This window comes from Pseudomonas sp. TH15 (assembly GCF_016651105.1).
Classification (GTDB): Bacteria; Pseudomonadota; Gammaproteobacteria; order Pseudomonadales; family Pseudomonadaceae; genus Aquipseudomonas.
Genome location: NZ_JAEKEL010000001.1, coordinates 677,403 through 696,144 on the forward strand (window position 1 = coordinate 677,403; position 18,742 = coordinate 696,144).

An 18,742-nucleotide genomic window follows, 5' to 3' on the forward strand; every position below is an offset into this window, starting at 1 on the left:
TTTTACACAACACCCCCGTAAAAAATACAACACGGCCCGCTCAAGCCCGCGGGCACCAAAGCGCTTAAAGGCAAAAAAACGCCCCAAAGTGCCTCAAAAAAGCCCTGCGAGCGCTTTTTTAGGGCAAAAAAGGCCTCGCTTGACTTCGGCATGCCGTTCGGGTTGACTGAAACCCGAAGAGATCAATGATTGATATTTTTAACAACAAAGGTGTTGCATCATGTCGGTACCCCCGCGTGCCGTTCAGCTTAACGAAGCGAACGCGTTCCTTAAGGAACATCCTGAGGTTCTGTACGTTGACCTTCTGATTGCGGATATGAATGGTGTGGTGCGCGGCAAGCGCATTGAACGCACCAGCCTCCACAAGGTTTACGAGAAAGGCATCAACCTGCCGGCCTCTCTATTTGCTCTGGATATCAATGGCTCTACGGTGGAAAGCACCGGCCTGGGTCTGGACATCGGCGATGCTGACCGAATCTGCTATCCAATTCCCGACACCCTGTGCAATGAGCCTTGGCAGAAGCGCCCTACCGCGCAACTGTTAATGACCATGCACGAAATCGAAGGTGAACCTTTCTTCGCCGATCCTCGCGAAGTCTTGCGTCAAGTCGTGACCAAGTTCGATGACCTGGGTCTGACGATCTGCGCCGCGTTCGAACTGGAGTTCTACCTGATCGACCAGGAGAACGTGAACGGTCGACCGCAACCACCTCGCTCGCCGATCTCCGGCAAACGTCCGCACTCGACACAGGTCTACCTGATCGACGACCTCGACGAATATGTCGATTGCCTCCAGGACATTCTGGAAGGTGCGAAAGAGCAAGGCATCCCGGCCGACGCCATCGTCAAGGAAAGTGCCCCGGCGCAGTTCGAAGTGAACCTGCACCACGTGGCCGACCCGATCAAGGCTTGCGACTACGCGGTGTTGCTCAAGCGCCTGATCAAGAACATCGCCTACGACCATGAGATGGACACCACCTTCATGGCCAAGCCTTACCCAGGCCAGGCGGGTAACGGTCTGCACGTGCACATTTCGATTCTCGACAAAGACGGCAAGAATATTTTTGCCAGTGAGGATCCCGAGCAGAACGCCGCATTGCGTCACGCGATCGGCGGTGTGCTCGAGACCCTACCGGCGCAGATGGCTTTCCTCTGCCCGAACGTCAACTCGTACCGTCGTTTCGGCGCACAGTTCTACGTGCCGAACTCGCCGTGCTGGGGCCTGGACAACCGCACCGTAGCGATTCGCGTACCGACCGGCTCGTCCGATGCCGTACGTATCGAACACCGCGTTGCCGGCGCCGATGCCAACCCGTACCTGCTGATGGCTTCGGTTCTGGCCGGTATTCACCACGGCTTGACCAACAAGATCGAGCCGGGCGCGCCCGTAGAAGGCAACTCCTACGAGCAGAACGAGCAAAGCCTGCCGAACAACCTGCGCGACGCATTGCGTGAGCTGGACGACAGCGAAGTCATGGCCAAGTACATCGATCCGAAATACATCGATATCTTTGTGGCTTGTAAGGAAAGTGAGCTGGAGGAGTTCGAACACTCCATCTCCGACCTTGAGTACAACTGGTACCTGCATACCGTGTAAGTGGTTGCAGTAAAAAAGAAACGCCGCCGGCTGATAAGGCCGACGGCGTTTTTTTATGGCCGCCATCAACCCCTGTGGCGAGGGAGCTTGCTCCCGCTGGGTCGCGAAGCCACCCCAAAAAACCAGTCAATGCGGTGTGCCTGACAGAACCGCATTGCGTATTAAAGGGAGTCCTACGGCCTCCAACGGGAGCAAGCTCCCTCGCCACAGTGAATCACTGAGGGCCACAGGGGATATGGAACATCCGCCCGCTCTGCGTACAATGCCCGCTGCCCCGCAGGAGACTCCAATGACGCGCCCCGCCCCTATTCGCAAACCCCGCGCACGCAGCCAGGCCCGGATCGATTCGATACTCGATGCCGCCCGCACGCTGCTCGCCGCCGAGGGCGTGGCCAGCCTGTCGATCTACAGCGTCGCCGAGCGCGCGCAGATCCCGCCGTCCTCGGTCTACCACTTCTTCGCCAGCGTCCCGGCCCTGCTCGAAGCCTTGACCGCCGACGTCCACGCAGCATTCCGCGCCTGCCTGCAAGCGCCGATCAACCACGAAGCCCTCCACAGCTGGCGTGACCTGTCACGACTGGTGGAACAGCGCATGCTCGACATCTACGGCGAAGACGCGGCCGCCCGGCAACTGATCCTCGCCCAGCACGGCCTGACCGAAGTCACCCAGGCCGACCGCCAGCACGACATCGAACTGGGCGACCTGATGCACAAACTGTTCGATCACCACTTCGAGCTGCCGAGGCTGCCGATGGATGTGGATGTGTTTGCGTTGGCGATGGAGCTGGGAGATCGGGTGTATGCGCGCTCGGTGCAACTGCATGGGCAGATCACACCGCGCATGGCTGAGGAAGGGATGCGGGTGTTTGATGCGTATTTGGGGCTTTATCTGCCGCCCTACTTGCCCAAGCGCACCCTTTCAGCCTGAGTTCTCTAGTGGCTTCAATGGCCTCTTCGCGAGCAAGCCCGCTCCCACAATTGATCTTCAATGAGCATGGAATTTGTGTTCGGCACAAATCCCCTGTGGGAGCGGGCTTGCTCGCGAATGCCACACCACCGAACTCACTGATTCACTCGCATAAAAATCCCCGAAGGGCTCACACCCTCCAGGGTTGTTCGTAATGCACGCGTTTACAACTTGGCGATCGACACCTCGGTGGATTTCACGAACGCGATTACTTCGCTGCCGACCACCAGTTCCAGCTCTTTCACCGAACGGGTGGTGATCACTGAAGTGACGATCCCGGAAGCGGTTTGCACGTCGATTTCCGACAGCACGTCACCCAGCACGATTTCTTTGATCGAGCCTTTGAACTGGTTACGAACGTTGATGGCTTTGATAGTCATGATGTTGATTCCTGTCGTTGAGATGAGGCGTGAGTTATTGCGCCCAGCGCAGTTGCGTAGGCAATGGTGAAACAGGTTCCGGCTCCGGCGGCTCGCCGGGCAGTGACAGCACACGGTTGAGGACTTCGGTTTCCAGCGCCGCCAGCCGATGGGAGCCACGAACCCGAGGGCGCGGCAGTTCCACGTGCAGGTCGAGGCCGACTTCGCCCTCTTCGATCAGGATCACCCGATCGGCAATCGCCACCGCTTCACTGACGTCGTGGGTCACCAGCAACACGGTGAAACCGTGCTTTTGCCAGAGCCGTTCGATCAGTTGCTGCATTTCAATTCGGGTCAGGGCATCCAGGGCGCCTAGGGGTTCGTCCAGCAGCAGCAAGCGCGGTTGATGGATCAGCGCGCGGGCCAGGGCCACACGTTGCTTCTGGCCACCGGACAAGGCCGCCGGCCACTCATTGGCACGATCCGCCAGACCGACAGCTTCCAGCGCATCGAGCGCTTTCGGCCGCCAGTTGCCCTTGAGCCCGAGGCCGACGTTGTCGATAACCTTTTTCCATGGCAGCAGACGCGCTTCCTGGAACATCAATCGCGTGTCTTCCCGGGCATCACTCAAAGGCGCAGAACCGGCCAGCAATTCGCCGCCCGTGGGCAGGTCGAGACCAGCGAGCAAGCGCAGCAAAGTGCTTTTGCCGCAACCGCTGCGACCGACCACGGCGACGAATTGACCGGCCGGAATGTGCAGGTCGATCTCGCGCAGCACTTGCCGCGAACCAAAAGTCTTTTGCAGTTTGCGCACCGCCAGCGGAATCCCGCGCAGCAGGCGTGGAGGTTGTTGAGCAGTCATGCGGCACCTCCTTTGGCAACCTGATACGCCGGATGCCAGCGTAGCCAGACACGCTCCAGTCCACGGGCCGCAAGGTCGGCCAGTTTGCCGAGCACCGCGTACAACAGAATCGCCAGCACCACCACGTCGGTCTGCAAGAACTCTCGCGCATTCATCGCCAGATAGCCGATGCCGGAGCTGGCGGAAATGGTTTCGGCGACGATCAGCGTCAGCCACATAAAGCCCAGCGCGAAACGCACACCGACCAGAATCGAAGGCAGTGCACCCGGCAGGATCACCTGACGGAACAGACTGAAACCGGACAAGCCGTAACTGCGCGCCATCTCCACCAGCGCCGGATCGACGTTGCGGATGCCGTGATAGGTATTGAGGTAGATCGGGAACAACGTGCCCAACGCCACCAGGAAAATCTTCGCCGACTCATCGATGCCGAACCAGAGGATCACCAGTGGAATCAGCGCCAGGTGCGGTACGTTACGGATCATCTGTACCGAACTGTCGAGCAGGCGCTCGCCCCACTTCGACAAGCCGGTGATGAAGCCCAACGCCAGACCAATGCTGCCGCCAATGGTGAAACCCAGCGCCGCACGCCAGCCACTGATGGCGAGGTGAGTCCAGATTTCGCCGCTGCGCACCAGGCTCACGCCGGCTTCGATCACCGCGATGGGTGCCGGCAGAATCCGTGTCGACAACCAACCCGCCGACACCGATAACTGCCACACCGCCAGCAACAACACCGGCAACGCCCAGGGCGCGAGGGTGTGGATAATTTTCTTCATGGCGGCGCCTCAGCTCTGGGACGCGGCTTTAGGGAGGATGTCGTTGGCCACCATCTCGCCAAACGGGCTGACGAAGTTGGCACCTTGGGGCTGTTCCGGGCGCTGCACGTCAATGTGCGGGAACAGCAATTCGGCGACGCGGTAAGCCTCTTCCAGGTGTGGATAACCGGAGAAGATGAACGTGTCGATGCCCAGGTCCGCGTATTCCTTCATGCGCGCGGCCACGGTCGGGCCATCGCCCACCAATGCGGTGCCGGCGCCGCCGCGCACCAAGCCAACACCGGCCCAGAGATTGGGGCTGACTTCCAGGTTGTCGCGGCTACCGCCATGCAGTGCGGCCATACGTTGCTGACCCACCGAATCGAACCGCGACAGCGAAGCCTGGGCCCGAGCGATGGTCTCGTCGTCCACATGGGAGATCAGTCGATCCGCCGCGGCCCACGCTTCCTCGTTGGTTTCACGCACGATCACATGCAGGCGAATGCCGAAGCGTACGGTGCGACCGAGCTTCGCGGCTTTGGCCCGCACTTGCTCAATTTTCTCGGCCACGGCGGCCGGTGGTTCGCCCCAGGTCAGGACCATTTCCACCTGTTCGGCGGCCAGGTCCTGCGCGGCTTCCGACGAACCACCGAAGTACAGCGGCGGACGCGGTTGCTGGATCGGCGGATAGAGCAACTTGGCGCCCTTAACGCTGATGTGCTGGCCGTCGTAATCGACGGTTTCGCCTTCCAGCACGCGGCGCCAGATGCGGGTGAATTCTACCGAGGCCTGATAACGCTCTTCGTGGCTGAGGAACAAACCGTCGCCGGCCAATTCATCCGGATCACCACCCGTCACCAGGTTGAACAGCGCACGACCGCCGGACAAGCGATCCAGTGTCGCCGCTTGCCGCGCGGCCACCGTTGGGGAAATGATCCCGGGGCGCAGGGCGACAAGGAATTTCAAACGCTGGGTGACCGGGATCAGCGATGCGGCCACCAGCCACGAGTCTTCGCAAGAGCGACCGGTGGGAATCAGCACACCGCCGAAACCCAGGCGATCCGCCGCTTGGGCGATCTGTTGCAGGTAACCGTGGTCAACGGCGCGAGCGCCTTCGGCGGTGCCAAGGTAATGGCCGTCGCCGTGGGTAGGCAGGAACCAGAAAATATTGAGGCTCATGGAGTGGTCTCCTTAGGAAATCGAATTACTGCGCTTTGGCAACGGCTGCCGGTGGCGTCCAGATCACGTCTTTGATGCTCAAGGGCTTGGGAATCAGCTTGAGCTGGTAGAAGCTGTCGGCGATTTTCTGTTGGGCGGCGACCACTTCCGGCGTGAGGAACAACGCGCCGTAGCCCTGGCGTTTCACCGAGGTCAGGGTGATGTCTGCCGGCAGGCCGAGCAGAGGCGAAACTTGTTTGGTGACGTCTTCGGGATTGGCCTTGGACCATTCACCGACCGCGCGCACTTCCTCGACAAGGGCCTTGATCACCTCGGGATTTTTCTGCGCGTAGGGTTTGGTCGCCAGGTAGAACTGATGGTTGTCGACGATGCCCTGGCCATCGCGCAGGGTGCGCGCTTGCAGTTGCTGTTCGGCGGCAGCCTGGTACGGGTCCCAGATCACCCAGGCATCGACGCTGCCGCGCTCGAACGCAGCGCGGGCATCGGCGGGCGGCAGGAATACGGTCTGGATGTCGGTGTATTTGAGGCCGGCGTCTTCCAGCGCCCGGACCAATAGGTAGTGAACATTGGAGCCTTTGTTCAGGACGACTTTCTTGCCCTTGAGGTCCGCTACGGATTTGATTGTCGAGTCCTTCGGCACCAGGATCGCTTCGCTGTGCGGCGCTGGCGGTTCGTAGGCGACGTAGAGCAGATCGGCGCCGGCCGCCTGGGCGAATACCGGAGGCGTTTCACCGGTGACACCGAAGTCGATGGAGCCGACGTTCAGGCCTTCCAGCAGCTGCGGGCCGCCGGGGAATTCAGTCCATTGCACGTCCACACCTTGGGCGGCGAGGCGTTTTTCCAACGTGCCTTTGGCTTTGAGCAGCACCAGGGTGCCGTACTTTTGATAGCCGATTCGCAAAGTCTCGGCTTGTGCTTGAGAAATAACGCCGAAGGACACAGCCGCCACAAACAGAGCGACCAGACCACGACGCAAAATGACAGTGCGCATAGCGCTCTCCTATTTGCTGTTGGGTTTTGGCTGCACCTGCTTGGCCGTTAGCGGCTGAGTAAGGTGAGGACTTCAAATTCAGGGGTGGCTTAAGTGCCGGCTTAAATGCTCCAGCGAGCACTCAACAAACGTTCGTTCAGCAGGTTCGGGTCGATCGGCTTGGGCCGTCGCGCCATGGCGCTGAAAAACAGCTCCAGTGATTCATTCAGTCGTTCTTCCAACTCGGGCGCCAACAGCGCCTGGGCGCTGCCTTCGCCGTAAGCGATCTGGCTGTCCACGGCGAAAATCCCGTGGAGCATTTCCTGGGCCTTCAATGCCGAGAGCACTGGTTTGAGTGCGTAGTCCACCGCCAACATGTGGGCGATGCTGCCGCCGGTGGCCATTGGCAACACCACTTTGTGGGCCAGGGCCCGCTCGGGGAGCAGATCCAATACAGTTTTCAGAGCGCCGGAGAACGATGCCTTGTAGACCGGCGTGGCGATGAGCAGGCCATCGGCGTTTTCAATCTGTTGCAGCAGGTCGATCACCTTCGGGCTGTCGAAGCGGGCATGCAGCAAGTCTTCAGCCGGGAAGTCCCGTACCTGATAACTCACCACTTCCACACCTTGTTCTTGCAACCAGCGCTGCGAACGCTCCAGCAGCACCCCGGAACGAGAGCGTTGGCTGGGGCTGCCACCGAGTGAGACGACCAGCATTCAGATGATTCCTTGAGCGGTGTTAGCGATTCGCCGTGCGCGATCTCGCTTTGATGGAAGTGACCTTAACAGGTGATTTATATATCCATAAATCATATTTATTCATTTAGTTATTCTTTGTAGATCTATACAGAACACCCAAATTCAGGCAAAAAAAAGGCCGTCGAAACGGCCTGAAATCCCCTGCTTTGAGAATGCATGCCCCACCTGTAGGAGCGAGGCTTGCCCGCGCAGGCGTCATCATGGCCAGCATCAATGTCGGACGTGATGGCCTCTTCGCGGGCAAGCCTCGCTCCTACAGGGGCAGTATTTCAGATCAACGATTCGGTTGCGGCGTCAGGCGCAGGTACGGTTTCACCGCGCGATAACCCTTGGGAAAGCGTTTCTTGATTTCGTCTTCGTCCTTGAGCGACGGCACGATCACCACTTCATCACCGTCCTGCCAGTTGGCCGGGGTGGCCACTTTGTAGTTATCGGTGAGTTGCAGCGAGTCGATCACCCGCAGGATTTCATGAAAGTTGCGACCGGTGCTGGCCGGATAAGTGATGGTCAACCGAACCTTCTTGTTCGGGTCGATTACGAACAGCGAGCGCACCGTCAGGGTGTCGTTGGCATTCGGGTGAATCAGGTCGTACAGGTCCGAGACCTTGCGATCAGCGTCGGCCAGGATCGGGAAGTTGACGATCGTGTTCTGGGTTTCGTTGATGTCCTCGATCCACTTGTGGTGCGAATCCACCGGGTCGACGGACAGCGCGATGGCTTTTACGCCGCGCAGGGCAAATTCATCCTTGAGCTTGGCGGTGAAGCCCAGTTCGGTGGTGCACACCGGGGTGAAGTCCGCCGGGTGGGAAAACAGCACGCCCCAGCTATCGCCCAGCCATTCGTGGAAACGGATGGTGCCGGCGCTGGAATCCTGTTCGAAGTCGGGGGCGATGTCGCCAAGTCTGAGGCTCATGGTGCTGCTCCTGGTGAGTGCTTGATGAGCTCAACTGTGCCTGTGTTTCTTATAGTTTAAAAAGAATAAATATCGATTTATTTAGATCATAAATGAATATTAAAGATCTGTTCACTGGACCTGCACGGTCATCGAGACGAACATCGCTCACAAGGTTCGAGAAGGCCTTGAGTAGCTGCACAGAGGGGAATTTCGGGGAAGGTTTACGGGGGTGAGCCTGACTCGGAAATGTAAAAGCCCCGCTCGGCGTGGTGCCGGGCGGGGCTTTTTTTACTCAGACTTACAAGGTCACGCTATTACAACAGCGGGATCGAGTAGCTGACGATCAGACGGTTTTCGTCTTGATCGCGAGTGCTGGCCAGGTCGGTGCGCCACATGGCGTTCTTCCAGGCAACACCGAGGTTTTTCAGCGGACCTTGTGGAACAACATAACCTACGGTCAGGTCACGTTCCCACTCGGTCTTCTCACCAGCGGTGCTGTCGATGTTGTTGCCACGCAGGTAGATCACACCAGCAGTCAGGCCTGGCAGGCCGACTTTGGCGAAGTCATAGGCATAGCGAGCTTGCCAGGTACGTTCGCCAGCACGGGCAAACTTCTGGATCTGCATGTCGGTGATGGTGCTGTTGGACGAGCCGTCACCCTGGTTCAGCCAAGGGAAGTCGCTGTCGCCCTTGGTGTACTGGTAGCCGCCGCCGAAGGTGTGACCTTCAACCGAGTACAAGGCCAGGTAGCTGTAAAGGTCGTTGTCGACTTTACCAGCGGTTTTGGTCTTGTTGTCCGGATAGTAACCGGAGGTGAAGTAGGCAGCAGTATCGCCGTTGGCACCGTTGTCGCGGCTGCGGTAGTAACGCAGGTCACTTTTCAGGACGCCAGGACCGATGGACCAGTTGTGCACCAGGCCCAGGAAGTTCTGCGAGTAGAAGTCTTTCAGCTCACCGTAGTAGTACGAAGCGGTCAGATCCTTGGTGATCTTGTAGTCAGCGCCAGCGTAGTAGAACTTGTTGCTGAACTGGCCGGTGTCGTAGTTGGAGCCTTTGTTGGCGCCAGCGATCGACAGATCTGCATCGTTGCTGGAGTTACGGCCTTTGGCGGACTCGATTTGACCAGCGGTCAGGGTCAGGTCTTTGATTTCGTTCGAAGTGAGCTGACCACCGGTGAAGGTTTGTGGCAGCAGACGACCATCGTTGTACTTGATGACCGGGTTGTTCGGCATCAGGGTGCCGACTTTCAGTTCGGTCTGGGAGATCTTGACCTTACCGGTCAGACCCAGGCTTCCGAAGTCTGGAACAGCACTGTTGCCATCGCTCGGGAACACGGTGCCGCCAGAAGAAGTGCCGCTGGAGTTACCGCTCTTGGCCGGGCTGGAATCCAGACGCACGCCGTACAGGCCGATCGCATCAACGCCGAACTGAACAGTACCTTGGGTGTAACCCGAGATGAAACGCAGATCGAAGCCTTGGCCCCACTCTTCGTTCTTGTTCGCGCCAGTGCCATCGCGGTTATCGGTGTTGATGTAGAAGTTACGCAGACCCAAGGTAGCCTTGCTGTCTTCGATGAAACCGGCGGCGCCTGCCTGCTGCGCCAAAACCCCTACGGCCACTGCCAGGGCCAAAGTGGACTTGTTCATTGTTTCGCTCCTCTCGTTCTAATTCTTGTGTATCTGGTCCTGGGTCGTATGCCCTGGATCCGAAGATGCGCGATTAGCGCCAGACCGTGACCAATAAGTCAATCGTTACCAACCATGTCTACGACCTTCGTCTAACCGCAGTGATTTGGTCCCTGCAGGGTAATGAATTACTCATAAACCCAAAAAGAATTATTTCATTCTTTTTCATACCGCAATGGAATATAGCTCATCACTGCGAAACCGCACCGGGACATCAGGTATCGGCTCATAAGCTAATTACTAAATGGTATTTATTAGCCTTTTTTTAGATCGCTTAGCGTTGACACATCTTCAATTCGTCAACCCCTATCGAAAAGGCGACGCCATGATGGCCAAACGCGCACTATCCAGTCAAATTGTTACAGTTTGTATATCGATATTAATTTCCTGTGGTGCTCAAGCGGCCAACCTCACGGTGGGCTATCAGACCGGTATCGACCCGAGCAAAGTACCTCAGGCAGATGGCACTTATGAGACAGCCATTGGACAGAAAATTGACTGGCGGCGTTTTAATAGCGGCCCGGAAGTGGTCACCGCCATTGCCTCCGGCGATGTGCAGATCGGCAACCTTGGTTCCAGCCCCCTGGCCGCGGCCGCTTCACGCAATCTGCCAATCGTCGCGTTTATCGTTTCCGCCCAGATCAACGCCGCCGAAGCCTTGGTTGTGCGTAATGGCAGCGGCATCAATAAACCGGAAGATTTGATCGGCAAGACCATCGCCACGCCCTTCGTTTCAACGTCCCATTACAGCCTGCTCGGCGCACTGAAGCATTGGGGCCTCGATGCCTCAAAAGTCAAAGTGGTGAACCTGCAACCTGCTGAAATCGCCGCTGCCTGGAAGCGTGGCGACATCGACGGCGCATTTGTCTGGTCACCGGCGCTGGGGGAAATTCGTAAGACCGGCAAGACCTTGACCGATGCCGCACAGGTCGGCCAATGGGGTGCGCCGACCTTCGAGGTCTGGGTCGCGCGCAAGGATTACGCCGAGAAGCATCCAGAGGTGGTGGCGAAATTCGCCAAGGTCACCCTGGACTCGTTCGCCGACTATGCCGCCCATAAAGACAGCTGGACTGCCGACTCGGTGCCGGTGCAGAAAATCGCCAAACTGACCGGAGCCAATGCCGCCGACGTGCCGGAATTGCTGGCCGGCTCAAACTTCCCGGATGCCAAGGCACAACAGACCAGCGCACTGCTGGACGGCGGCACGGCCAAGGCAATTGGTGAGACTGCGAAGTTTTTGAAGGAGCAAGGAAAGGTCGAAACGGTGCTGCCGGATTACTCGCCGTACGTTAGCGCGAAGTTCGTAGCGCAATAAAAGCTTCGCGAGCAGGCTCGCTCCCACATGGATTCATTGACCAAATGTGGGAGCGAGCCTGCTCGCGAATGGAACAACTCGGTCAGAGGGTCTTTTCGAAGATCTTCGAATTACGCTGATAGTTGTACAGCGACGCCCGCGCCGACGGCAGGCGCTCGACGCTGCTTGGCTCGAACCCACGCTCGCGGAACCAGTGAGCGGTCCGGGTGGTCAGCACGAACAGGGTTTTCAGACCCTGCGCCCGGGCACGGGTTTCGATCCGTTCCAACAGTTCATCGCCACGACCGCCATGGCGATACTCCGGGTTCACCGCCAGACAGGCCAGTTCCCCGGCATCCGAATCGGCAATCTGATACAGCGCCGCGCAGGCGATGATCATGCCTTCGCGCTCGACCACGCTGAACTGCTCGATCTCACGTTCCAGCACTTCACGGGAACGGCGTACCAGAATCCCCTGCTCTTCCAACGGGCTGATCAAGTCCAGCAAACCACCGACGTCTTCAATCGCCGCTTCGCGCACCAGCTCGAATTGTTCCTGGGCCACCAACGTGCCGCCACCGTCGCGGGTGAACAGTTCGGTCAGCAGCGCACCGTCTTCGGCGTAGCTGACGATATGGCTACGCGCCACGCCGCCGCGACACGCTTCAGCCGCCGCATCCAGCAACTCAGCCTGATAGTTGCTGCCCAGGCGTTGCAGATGCGCCGGCACCTGTTGTGGGCGCAATTCGCGAACCAGGCGACCGTGTTCATCGATCAAGCCCAGGTCCGCGCCGAACAGCAGCAGTTTGTCCGCGCCGAGGTCGATGGCAGCACGGGTGGCGACGTCTTCACACGCCAGGTTGAAAATCTCACCGGTCGGCGAGTAGCCCAGCGGCGACAGCAGCACGATGGAGCGCTCGTCCAGCAGGCGATTGATGCCCTTGCGGTCGACCCGGCGCACTTCGCCGGTGTGGTGATAGTCGACGCCTTCGAGCACGCCAATCGGCCGTGCCGTCACCAGGTTGCCGCTGGCCACCCGCAGCCGCGAGCCCTGCATCGGCGACGAGGCCATGTCCATGGACAACCGCGCTTCAATGGCGATACGCAGTTGACCGACCGCATCGATCACGCATTCCAGGGTCGCGGCATCGGTGATGCGCATCCCGTGGTGGTAGTGCGGGATCAGGCCGCGGGCGGCGAGGCGGGTTTCGATTTGCGGACGGGAACCATGAACCAGCACCAGTCGCACGCCGAGGCTGTGCAACAGCACCAGGTCGTGGACGATATTGCCGAAGTTCGGATGCTCCACACCGTCGCCGGGCAGCATGACGACGAACGTGCAATCGCGGTGGGCATTGATGTAAGGAGATGCGTGACGAAGCCAATTAACGTATTCGGGCATGAACCTGGGCCTGTAATAAATAGCAGCCAAAAAATGGGCGAAACACAAAACGCACAACGGGCTGGTGGTTATCGTCGGAACAGGCTTGGCAACACGCGAGCTCTCCTCATGAATACGGGTTTGGACACTGGTAATTTAAACCGGTTAATCAGCCTAAACACAGAACCTGTGGGAGCGGGCTTGCTCGCGAAGGGGCCGTGTCAGCCGACATCAATATTGCCTGACACACCACTTTCGCGAGCAAGCCCGCTCCCACCTGGATTGCGTTTAACTGGCTGGCATTGGGTTTTGGGCCGGCGTCAGGCAGTAATGTTCAATCAGTTGTCGTAATAGATGCACGGTAGGCTGCAAACGTGACATTTCGAGGTATTCCCCCGGTTGGTGAGCGCAGGCGATGTCGCCCGGGCCAAGCACCAGTGTTTCGCAGCCAAGACGCTGAAGATAAGGTGCTTCCGTGCCGAACGCTACTGCTTCGGCCCGATGACCGGTGAGCTTTTCCGCGACCCGGACCAATTCGGCGTCTTCGGCCTGCTCGAACGGTGGCACTTCGGGGAACAGCGGCGCGTAATCGATCTTCACCTGATGCCGCTCGGCAATCGGCTTGAGCTTCTGCAAAATCGCCTCGCGCAGGGCATTCGGGTCCATGCCCGGCAGCGGTCGCAGGTCAAATTCCAGCGAACACTGGCCACAGATGCGGTTGGGGTTGTCACCGCCGTGGATGCAGCCGAAGTTCATCGTCGGTTGCGGCACGCTGAACTGCGGGTTGCGGAATTCGCGTTGCCATAAAAGACGCAAGCCGCGCAGTTCGCCAATCGCGTCGTGCATGGCTTCGAGAGCACTGTGCCCCAGGCTTGGGTCCGAGGAATGGCCGCTGCGACCGAGAATATCGATGCGTTCCATCATCACGCCTTTATGCAGGCGGATCGGCTTCAGGCCGGTCGGCTCGCCAATCACCGCCGCCCGGCCCAGCGGGCGTCCAGCGGCGGCCAGGGCCCGCGCCCCGGACATCGAGCTTTCTTCATCGCAAGTGGCGAGGATCATCAAGGGCTGCTTGAACGGCTGGTCGAGCAGCGGAATGACCGCTTCGATGGCCAAGGCGAAAAAGCCCTTCATGTCACAACTGCCGAGGCCGACCCAACGGCCGTCCACTTCCGTCAGTTTCAAAGGATCGGTCTGCCACAACGCGCCGTCGAACGGCACGGTGTCGCTGTGCCCGGCCAGCACTAGCCCACCGGGGCCGGAACCAAAACTGGCGAGCAAGTTGAATTTGCCGGGGCTGACCTGCTGGATATCACAGGCAAAACCCAAATCACCGAGCCAGGTCGCCAGCAAGTCGATCACCGGACGATTGGTTTGATCCAGGCTCGGCTGGGTACAACTGACCGACGGCGCAGCGATCAGCGCAGCGAACTGATCTTTCATGGACGGCAAAGGCATCGCTGACTCCAAACTCCCGATTTGAAGTCCATCATAGAACCATCCGGCTTCAGGAATAAACCGCCGCGGCGCGTAGGACTTGTGAGTCCTGTACACTGCACGACCTTGGCAGCCACACATTCCCCCGGCTGCGCTCCCGATCCTGGATTTTCCGGCCATGCAGAAAGAAACCGAAATCAAACTCCGCGTCAGCCGCGAAACCCTCGCTGCCCTGCGCGAGCACCCGCTACTGAAAAAACGCAACAAAAGTGGCTGGGAACGCCGTGAGTTGATGAACCAGTACTTCGACACGCCTGAGCGCGACCTGGCCCGCGCCAAGGTTGCCCTGCGCCTGCGCCGCGATGGCGAAGAAGTGATTCAGACCCTCAAGACCCGCGGCCAGAGCGTTGCCGGTCTGTCCGAGCGTAACGAATACGACTGGAACCTGCCCAAAGCCAAGCTCGACGTGAAGAAACTCGACGGCGAATGCTGGCCTGAAGAGCTGGCCGAGCTGGACAAGAAAACCCTGAAAGCCATTTTCACCACCGATTTCGTTCGCGAACGCGCGGAAATCGCTTGGGGCCGTGGCAAGACCAAAGTGGTCATCGAAGCGGCGCTGGACTTCGGCCACGTAGTGGTCGGTAAACAGAAAGAAGAAATCTGCGAGCTCGAACTGGAACTGCGCGAAGGCGAACCTTCCGCGCTGCTGGAACTGGCCGCTGAACTGGCCGCGACCCTGGCCCTGATGCCGTGTGACATCAGCAAGGCCGAGCGCGGCTATCGTTTGTACGACGCCAACAGCTACTCGCTGAGCCTGCCGGCGCCGCAAATCACTGCCGAAATGCCGCTGGACGACGCTTTCGCCGCCCTGAGCTGGCACTTGTTGGGCAGCAGCCAGCGTCTGGCTGAACAATATCGCTTCAATGGCCACTGGCGCCTGTTGCAGGACTGGGTCGAAAACCTCGGTGAACTGCGCGCGCTGCTCAGCAGCCTCGGTCAAGCGGCACCGCGTCAGTCGACTCACGACCTGCGCGTTGCACTCGACACCTTGCTGGAAGACTGGCGTCCGCTGGTTCAAGCCGGGCTGGACGACGAAGACGTGCGCAAAGCCGCGCCGGAGCAGTTCCTCGAAGAACTGGAAGACCCGCGCTGGGGCCTGTTCTCGCTGAACACTTCGCGCTGGTTGCTGGCCCGCACCTGGGCTGCTGATCGCAACGTGCGCGGCAATCGCCAAGGCGCTGCGCAACTGGCCAACTGGCTCCCGCGCCTGCTGGGCGAAGAAGCCACGGCCCTGCAATTGCAGCGTTATCAGCAACAGCCGGAAGACCTGGCCGAGCAACTGCCACGCATCGAACGCATCCAGGCCTGGATGCACCACGCCCGTGGCGTGCTGGACATCCCGGAAATGGATCGCCTGTACGGTGAGCTGAACAAACTGGCGCAACTGGCCAACGAGCCGATCACCGACGAAAGCCTGGATGCGCGCAAGCAGCAGGCGATTGCCGTGTATCAGAACCGTGCCTGGAAAATGTTGTTGCGTATGTAACAACTAAGACCTGTGGCGAGGGAGCTTGCTCCCGCTGGGGTGCGAAGCGCCCCCAAATCCGACAAACGCGTTACGCCTGTTTCACCGCGTTTTCGGGATAGGGAGTCCTTCGGCCTCCAGCGGGAGCAAGCTCCCTCGCCACAAGTTCATAGGCGTTACCGCAACACCGGCAAACTCGTCGTGGACTTGATCTCCGACAGCGCCACGATCGAGTTCACCTCCTGAATCCCCGGCACCATCGACAGCTTCTCAAAGAAGAAGCGCTCATAAGCCTCGATGTCCGCCGTGACGATCCGCAGCAAGAAATCCACCGACCCCATCAGCACATAACACTCCAGTACTTCGGGAAAGCCGCGAATCGCCTCGGTGAACTCTGTGAAGTTCGAACGCCCGTGGGCATTGAGTTTGATCTCGGCGAAGATCTGCGTGTTCAGGCCTATTTTCTTGCGATCAAGCAGGGTCACCTGAGCGCGAATGATCCCCTCCTCCTTCATCCGCTGAATCCGCCGCCAGCACGGCGATTGCGACAGTCCCACCTGCTCGGCGATTTGTGCGCTGGAGAGTGAGGCGTCCTCTTGCAGCAACGCGAGAATTTTGCGGTCGTAGCCATCCAGCTCGGCGTGCATAGAAAAACCTTTGATTGATAGCTTGTTGAATCAAACGATTCGATAAATCGCCAATGAGCCCAATCATAGATAAGAAATGCCCGACACCGAATGTAAAAATTCCTCCAGTGATTTTGGAGACCGACCATGCCGCATCTTGAAGCCGTGAATACCCCGCTAGCCCGCGCCGACGTGTGGAATGTCAGCAACGCCCATTGCCGCGTTCAGTACCAACTGCTGGCCGAGGCCGAACCGGATCTGCTGTGCCGCGCACTCAACCTGTTCGCCTTGCAGTTTCTGACCCCCGAGCAGGTCAACGTGCAACGCATGGACGATTTGCTGTCGATCGACATCGTCATCGACGGCTTGAGTTGGCATCGAGCTGAAGTGATCGCTGAAAAACTACGTAACCTGATCAGCGTCTGCTCGGTAAACCTGCAAAGTGCCGATGCGGCGTGGGATGAGCAAACACAAGCGGCGGGCTGAAAGAACTGGAAACGGCTTTGCCAGGTAGTGGCCCAACGGTCTGCGGGTCCGCGACTATCCTTTGCACACTGCGGTCTAGATCGCTGTTTGCAGGATTGTTCATAAGGAACCCGCATGTCCGTTCAACTTGCCACTCAGGACCGCTGGCTGGATCTCAATGATTTGCTGCGAGAACTGGTCGCCCAGGGCTTTATCAATCAGGACTCGGCCGAACTCGCGCTCAACGCCCGCCGCCGGCATGCCGCCAATGGCCAACTGCACCCGCTGGAATTTATTGCCAGCCAACACCTGGACGACCTCAGCCGTCCGGGCAAACATCTCGACCTTGAAAGCCTGACCCTGTGGTTATCCCAACAGGCCGGTCAGCCTTATCTGCGCATCGACCCACTGAAAATCAACGTCGCGGCCATCACGCCGCTGATGTCCTACGCCTTCGCCCAGCGGCACAAGATTCTCGCCGTTTCCATCGACCGCGACGCCGTGACAATCGCCAGCGCGCAACCCTACGTCACTGGCTGGGAAGCCGACCTGACCCACGTGCTGAAGCTGCCGATCAAGCGTGTGGTGGCCAACCCGGTGGATATCCAGCGCTTCAGTGTGGAGTTTTTCCGCCTGGCCAAATCGGTGACCGGCGCCACCAACGCTGATCAGCAGACCAGCACCCTGGGCAACTTCGAACAACTGCTCAACCTCGGCGCCAGCGATCAGGAGCCGGACGCCAATGACGCGCACATCGTCAACATCGTCGACTGGCTGTTCCAGTACGCGTTCCAGCAGCGGGCCAGTGATATCCATATCGAACCCCGGCGCGAGCAAGGCACGGTGCGGTTTCGCATCGATGGCGTGCTGCACAACGTCTATCAATTCCCGCCCCAGGTAACCATGGCCATCGTCAGCCGCCTGAAAAGCCTGGGCCGGATGAACGTCGCCGAAAAACGTAAACCCCAGGACGGCCGGGTCAAGACCAAGACCCCGGACGGCGGTGAAGTCGAACTGCGGCTGTCGACCTTGCCCACCGCGTTCGGCGAAAAAATGGTCATGCGGATCTTCGACCCGGAAGTGCTGCTCAAGGATTTTGATCAGTTGGGTTTCTCCGCCGATGACCTGCGGCGCTGGCAGGACATGACCCGCCAGCCCAACGGCATCATTCTGGTGACCGGGCCGACCGGTTCGGGCAAGACCACCACCCTCTATACCACCCTGAAGAAACTGGCGACTCCGGAGGTCAACCTCTGCACCATCGAAGACCCGATTGAAATGGTCGAGCCAGCCTTCAACCAGATGCAGGTCCAGCACAACATCGACCTGACCTTCGCCGCCGGGGTGCGTGCGCTGATGCGGCAAGACCCGGACATCATCATGATCGGCGAGATCCGCGACCTCGAAACCGCCGAAATGGCGATCCAGGCCGCGCTTACCGGTCACCTGGTGCTATCGACCCTGCACACCAACGATGCGCCGAGCGCCATCAGCCGCCTGCTGGAACTCGGCGTGCCGCATTACCTGATCAAAGCCACGGTGCTCGGGGTCATGGCCCAGCGCCTGGTCCGTACCTTGTGTCCCCACTGCAAGGCACCGCTGACCCTTGAGGAAGAGGATTGGCAAACCCTGACCCGCCCCTGGCAAGCACCGCTGCCGACCAATGCCCATCGCGCCATCGGTTGCCTGGAATGCCGCGACACCGGCTATCGCGGGCGCGCCGGGGTCTACGAAATCATGCAACTGACCGACAGCATCAAAGCGCTGATCACCCCCGATACCGACTTGCTGGCGATTCGGCGTCAGGCGTTCAAGGAAGGCATGCGCAGCTTGCGATTGTCGGGGGCGCAGAAGGTGGCGGCAGGCTTGACGACCATCGAGGAAGTGTTGCGGGTGACGCCGCAGAGCGAGCAGAAATAGCCCGGCACGGAACCGGATTGGGTAAATGGCGATCCAACCCCGTAGTTAATTCAGTGGAGTCACC

The 18,742-nt window shown here is 59.2% G+C and carries 17 protein-coding genes; 6 read left to right on the forward strand and 11 right to left on the reverse strand.

Annotation, left to right across the window (positions count from 1 at the left end; genetic code table 11):
- The first annotated feature begins 220 nt into the window (after positions 1–220).
- Both JFT87_RS03145 and JFT87_RS03150 read left to right on the forward strand, forming a co-directional pair.
- Positions 221–1,597, forward strand: a complete 1,377-nt coding sequence (locus tag JFT87_RS03145) for a glutamine synthetase family protein (RefSeq protein WP_201190203.1) — start codon at positions 221–223, stop codon at positions 1,595–1,597.
- A 289-nt stretch (positions 1,598–1,886) separates the two neighbouring features.
- Positions 1,887–2,525, forward strand: coding sequence for a TetR/AcrR family transcriptional regulator (locus JFT87_RS03150; RefSeq protein WP_201198694.1), 639 nt, complete (start codon positions 1,887–1,889; stop codon positions 2,523–2,525).
- Positions 2,526–2,728: 203 nt separating this feature from the next.
- Here JFT87_RS03150 and JFT87_RS03155 read toward each other — a convergent pair whose 3' ends face one another.
- From JFT87_RS03155 to JFT87_RS03190, 8 genes are all read right to left on the reverse strand, one after another.
- On the reverse strand, positions 2,729–2,944 hold the full coding sequence (locus JFT87_RS03155) for a TOBE domain-containing protein (RefSeq protein WP_003229256.1): 216 nt from the start codon (positions 2,942–2,944) through the stop codon (positions 2,729–2,731).
- A gap of 34 nt (positions 2,945–2,978) precedes the next feature.
- Entirely contained in the window at positions 2,979–3,785 is an 807-nt protein-coding gene (gene ssuB, locus JFT87_RS03160; protein ID WP_201198695.1) for an aliphatic sulfonates ABC transporter ATP-binding protein, read from the reverse strand.
- A complete protein-coding gene (gene ssuC / locus JFT87_RS03165) occupies positions 3,782–4,564 on the reverse strand; it encodes an aliphatic sulfonate ABC transporter permease SsuC (protein ID WP_201198698.1) in 783 nt (260 codons plus the stop codon). Before ssuC ends, ssuB begins: the two co-directional genes overlap by 4 nt.
- Before the next feature lie 9 nt (positions 4,565–4,573).
- A complete protein-coding gene (ssuD, locus tag JFT87_RS03170; protein WP_149660253.1) occupies positions 4,574–5,722 on the reverse strand; it encodes an FMNH2-dependent alkanesulfonate monooxygenase in 1,149 nt (382 codons plus the stop codon).
- A 25-nt stretch (positions 5,723–5,747) separates the two neighbouring features.
- Positions 5,748–6,713 (reverse strand): sulfonate ABC transporter substrate-binding protein, encoded by a 966-nt coding sequence (locus JFT87_RS03175; RefSeq protein WP_201198702.1) that lies wholly within the window; start codon positions 6,711–6,713, stop codon positions 5,748–5,750.
- Between the two features lie 101 nt (positions 6,714–6,814).
- The gene (ssuE, locus tag JFT87_RS03180) at positions 6,815–7,408 is read right to left on the reverse strand and encodes an NADPH-dependent FMN reductase (RefSeq protein ID WP_201198704.1); all 594 of its coding nucleotides are present in this window, start codon (positions 7,406–7,408) and stop codon (positions 6,815–6,817) included.
- 316 nt (positions 7,409–7,724) lie between these two features.
- A complete protein-coding gene (locus JFT87_RS03185; RefSeq protein ID WP_201198707.1) occupies positions 7,725–8,363 on the reverse strand; it encodes a peroxiredoxin in 639 nt (212 codons plus the stop codon).
- 296 nt (positions 8,364–8,659) lie between these two features.
- On the reverse strand, positions 8,660–9,991 hold the full coding sequence (locus JFT87_RS03190; RefSeq protein ID WP_201198709.1) for an OprD family porin: 1,332 nt from the start codon (positions 9,989–9,991) through the stop codon (positions 8,660–8,662).
- 367 nt (positions 9,992–10,358) lie between these two features.
- On the opposite strand from JFT87_RS03190, the gene tauA reads away from it, so the two are divergent.
- Positions 10,359–11,345 carry a taurine ABC transporter substrate-binding protein gene (tauA, locus tag JFT87_RS03195; RefSeq protein WP_446739723.1) on the forward strand — a complete coding sequence of 329 codons (987 nt, stop codon included), beginning with the start codon at positions 10,359–10,361 and terminating at the stop codon, positions 11,343–11,345.
- 82 nt (positions 11,346–11,427) lie between these two features.
- On the opposite strand, the gene argA is transcribed toward tauA, so the two are convergent.
- Positions 11,428–12,726, reverse strand: a complete 1,299-nt coding sequence (argA, locus tag JFT87_RS03200; RefSeq protein ID WP_201198711.1) for an amino-acid N-acetyltransferase — start codon at positions 12,724–12,726, stop codon at positions 11,428–11,430.
- A 267-nt stretch (positions 12,727–12,993) separates the two neighbouring features.
- Positions 12,994–14,163, reverse strand: coding sequence for an acetylornithine deacetylase (gene argE / locus JFT87_RS03205; protein WP_201198713.1), 1,170 nt, complete (start codon positions 14,161–14,163; stop codon positions 12,994–12,996).
- Between the two features lie 157 nt (positions 14,164–14,320).
- Between argE and JFT87_RS03210 the strand changes: the two genes are divergently transcribed.
- Entirely contained in the window at positions 14,321–15,688 is a 1,368-nt protein-coding gene (locus JFT87_RS03210) for a CYTH domain-containing protein (protein WP_201198715.1), read from the forward strand.
- Positions 15,689–15,843: 155 nt separating this feature from the next.
- Here the strand turns inward: JFT87_RS03210 and JFT87_RS03215 are convergent, their stop codons facing one another.
- Positions 15,844–16,314, reverse strand: coding sequence for an Lrp/AsnC family transcriptional regulator (locus JFT87_RS03215; RefSeq protein ID WP_123509746.1), 471 nt, complete (start codon positions 16,312–16,314; stop codon positions 15,844–15,846).
- Positions 16,315–16,440: 126 nt separating this feature from the next.
- On the opposite strand from JFT87_RS03215, the gene JFT87_RS03220 reads away from it, so the two are divergent.
- On the forward strand, positions 16,441–16,779 hold the full coding sequence (locus tag JFT87_RS03220; RefSeq protein ID WP_201198717.1) for a hypothetical protein: 339 nt from the start codon (positions 16,441–16,443) through the stop codon (positions 16,777–16,779).
- Positions 16,780–16,893: 114 nt separating this feature from the next.
- Positions 16,894–18,678 carry a GspE/PulE family protein gene (locus tag JFT87_RS03225; RefSeq protein WP_201198725.1) on the forward strand — a complete coding sequence of 595 codons (1,785 nt, stop codon included), beginning with the start codon at positions 16,894–16,896 and terminating at the stop codon, positions 18,676–18,678.
- The last annotated feature ends 64 nt before the right edge of the window (positions 18,679–18,742 follow it).

Coding starts and splice junctions, on each gene's coding strand:
- JFT87_RS03145 (WP_201190203.1), top strand. CDS start 221: ATGTCGGTACCCCCGCGTGCCGTTCAGCTTAACGAAGCGAACGCGTTC.
- JFT87_RS03150 (WP_201198694.1), top strand. CDS start 1,887: ATGACGCGCCCCGCCCCTATTCGCAAACCCCGCGCACGCAGCCAGGCC.
- JFT87_RS03155 (WP_003229256.1), bottom strand. CDS start 2,944: ATGACTATCAAAGCCATCAACGTTCGTAACCAGTTCAAAGGCTCGATC.
- ssuB (WP_201198695.1), bottom strand. CDS start 3,785: ATGACTGCTCAACAACCTCCACGCCTGCTGCGCGGGATTCCGCTGGCG.
- ssuC (WP_201198698.1), bottom strand. CDS start 4,564: ATGAAGAAAATTATCCACACCCTCGCGCCCTGGGCGTTGCCGGTGTTG.
- ssuD (WP_149660253.1), bottom strand. CDS start 5,722: ATGAGCCTCAATATTTTCTGGTTCCTGCCTACCCACGGCGACGGCCAT.
- JFT87_RS03175 (WP_201198702.1), bottom strand. CDS start 6,713: ATGCGCACTGTCATTTTGCGTCGTGGTCTGGTCGCTCTGTTTGTGGCG.
- ssuE (WP_201198704.1), bottom strand. CDS start 7,408: ATGCTGGTCGTCTCACTCGGTGGCAGCCCCAGCCAACGCTCTCGTTCC.
- JFT87_RS03185 (WP_201198707.1), bottom strand. CDS start 8,363: ATGAGCCTCAGACTTGGCGACATCGCCCCCGACTTCGAACAGGATTCC.
- JFT87_RS03190 (WP_201198709.1), bottom strand. CDS start 9,991: ATGAACAAGTCCACTTTGGCCCTGGCAGTGGCCGTAGGGGTTTTGGCG.
- tauA (WP_446739723.1), top strand. CDS start 10,359: ATGGCCAAACGCGCACTATCCAGTCAAATTGTTACAGTTTGTATATCG.
- argA (WP_201198711.1), bottom strand. CDS start 12,726: ATGCCCGAATACGTTAATTGGCTTCGTCACGCATCTCCTTACATCAAT.
- argE (WP_201198713.1), bottom strand. CDS start 14,163: ATGCCTTTGCCGTCCATGAAAGATCAGTTCGCTGCGCTGATCGCTGCG.
- JFT87_RS03210 (WP_201198715.1), top strand. CDS start 14,321: ATGCAGAAAGAAACCGAAATCAAACTCCGCGTCAGCCGCGAAACCCTC.
- JFT87_RS03215 (WP_123509746.1), bottom strand. CDS start 16,314: ATGCACGCCGAGCTGGATGGCTACGACCGCAAAATTCTCGCGTTGCTG.
- JFT87_RS03220 (WP_201198717.1), top strand. CDS start 16,441: ATGCCGCATCTTGAAGCCGTGAATACCCCGCTAGCCCGCGCCGACGTG.
- JFT87_RS03225 (WP_201198725.1), top strand. CDS start 16,894: ATGTCCGTTCAACTTGCCACTCAGGACCGCTGGCTGGATCTCAATGAT.